Annotated in this window: 2 protein-coding genes; one reads left to right on the top strand and one right to left on the bottom strand. The window is 44.7% G+C overall.

Annotated features, from left to right (window positions below):
- Positions 1-281: 281 nt before the first annotated feature.
- Positions 282-758 carry a GNAT family N-acetyltransferase gene (locus JSN25_RS06830; RefSeq protein ID WP_204525554.1) on the bottom strand — a complete coding sequence of 159 codons (477 nt, stop codon included), beginning with the start codon at positions 756-758 and terminating at the stop codon, positions 282-284.
- A 248-nt stretch (positions 759-1,006) separates the two neighbouring features.
- Between JSN25_RS06830 and JSN25_RS06825 the strand changes: the two genes are divergently transcribed.
- Entirely contained in the window at positions 1,007-1,597 is a 591-nt protein-coding gene (locus JSN25_RS06825) for a GNAT family N-acetyltransferase (RefSeq protein WP_204525553.1), read from the top strand.
- Positions 1,598-1,621: the final 24 nt, after the last annotated feature.

Raw genomic sequence — 1,621 nt, 5'->3', positions numbered from 1 at the left:
TGGTTCCGGAACTGCGTAAAGCGATGGAAGAATCACAGCAGCAGGATGACGATGGATCGTTGGTAGCCTGGATTAAACGCGTGGTTAGAAAAGAGCTGAAGCAGAAAGGGATTGAAGTCTGGTGGCCGGAATTCTGTATCGTTTTCTGAAGATCTGTTTAGAGCGGGGAACGGACATTGAACATATGAGTTATAGTCAGCCCAAGGCTTCGAAGCTGCTGTACTGAACTCGTAGCGATTAGATTTCCGTTGGTGAGCTTTCCCACCAGAGCAAAAGAAAACTCAGGCTGATAATGCGATGGACATATCCATGCAACGCAGATCTGTTTGGGCAAGTCTTGATGGGGATGTAGTTTCCTTGATAAACATAAATCCATGCTTTTCGTAGAAAGTTTGCGCGTTTGGTGTTGAGGTCAAGGTTAACTGTTTCAACCCTCTTTTAATCGCTTCAGCTTTAATCGTTTCAATAATCAGGCTAGCAAAACCTTTACCAAAATAATCCGGCAATGTAAAAATAGCTTCTACGCTACCTTGGGTAAGATCCAGATATCCCGTTGCTACCAATCCTGCATCAGGCAGATCGACAACAAAGAAAGGATTTTCCGTAATAACCACCCTGTAATGTTCAGGCATAGCTTCAGGCGTCCAGGCCTCAAGCACCCAGGCACAATAACTTGGCTTACATCCTTCCCGAATAGAAAGATTCCTTATATTCCAGCATTCCTCTGCCTCTTCAGGTACTGCAAGTCTGATTTTCATTTGTTCTTCCTTTTCGTCTTATTATATTTATAGATTTATCATGAAACGGTTTCGTTTCAATATCTTTGTTTAACAAAAGAGGAAAGTCCATTCCAGGCACGGAGCGGACAAGCTGCCATCATGAGCAGTAAGTAGATAATCACCTCTTGATTAGTCGATTATTAAATGTAAACGGAGCATAGTAAGTCATTCGGTACAGGATTATGCAGTCCAATCCATCGACACAAAATAACTGTAAGGTCACAAATATGACGCCTACATTGCAAGGATCTCTTGTCACGCTCCGTCCTCTGCTTAAGACAGATTCTCAGCTATTGATTGATGCTGCTGCGGATGGGGAACTCTGGTCCCTGCCATTTACGGTAGTTCCGTCTGCTGACACAGCTGAGTCGTACATTCAGAAAGCCCTGCAGGGGCAAACTGAAGGCACAGTCATGCCGTTTGCTGTAACGCTCTCATCAGACCAACGCGTCATTGGGTCAACACGTTTCTGGAAGATTGATAGAGAAAACCGAAAGCTCGAAATTGGTCATACCTGGTATTCACAAAGCTGGCAAAAAACAGCTGCAAATACCGAGAGTAAACTGTTACTGCTGCGATACGCCTTTGAGCAACTGAACTGTGTTCGCGTTCAGTTTACGACTGATGTATTGAATGAGCGCTCTCAAGCTGCCATTCTCCGTATTGGCGCAGTCCAGGAAAGCATCATCAGAAATGAACGAATTATGCCTGATGGCCGAAAACGTACTTCTATACGGTATAGCATAATTGATGATGAGTGGCCGCAGGTTCGGACTAACCTTGAGCGCCGCCTCTCCAGTTACAGCAAAGAGAAATAACTCGAGCTTTTGCGGGCGGAAGAT

Source organism: Citrobacter cronae (assembly GCF_016893685.1).
GTDB lineage: Bacteria > Pseudomonadota > Gammaproteobacteria > Enterobacterales > Enterobacteriaceae > Citrobacter > Citrobacter werkmanii.
Note: the sequence above shows the minus strand (reverse complement) of the source record. Positions and strands in the feature narration are given on the sequence as shown.

Bases quoted from the DNA above. Each gene is read 5' to 3' on its own strand.
- JSN25_RS06825 (WP_204525553.1), top strand. From the start codon at position 1,007: ATGACGCCTACATTGCAAGGATCTCTTGTCACGCTCCGTCCTCTGCTT.
- JSN25_RS06830 (WP_204525554.1), bottom strand. From the start codon at position 758: ATGAAAATCAGACTTGCAGTACCTGAAGAGGCAGAGGAATGCTGGAAT.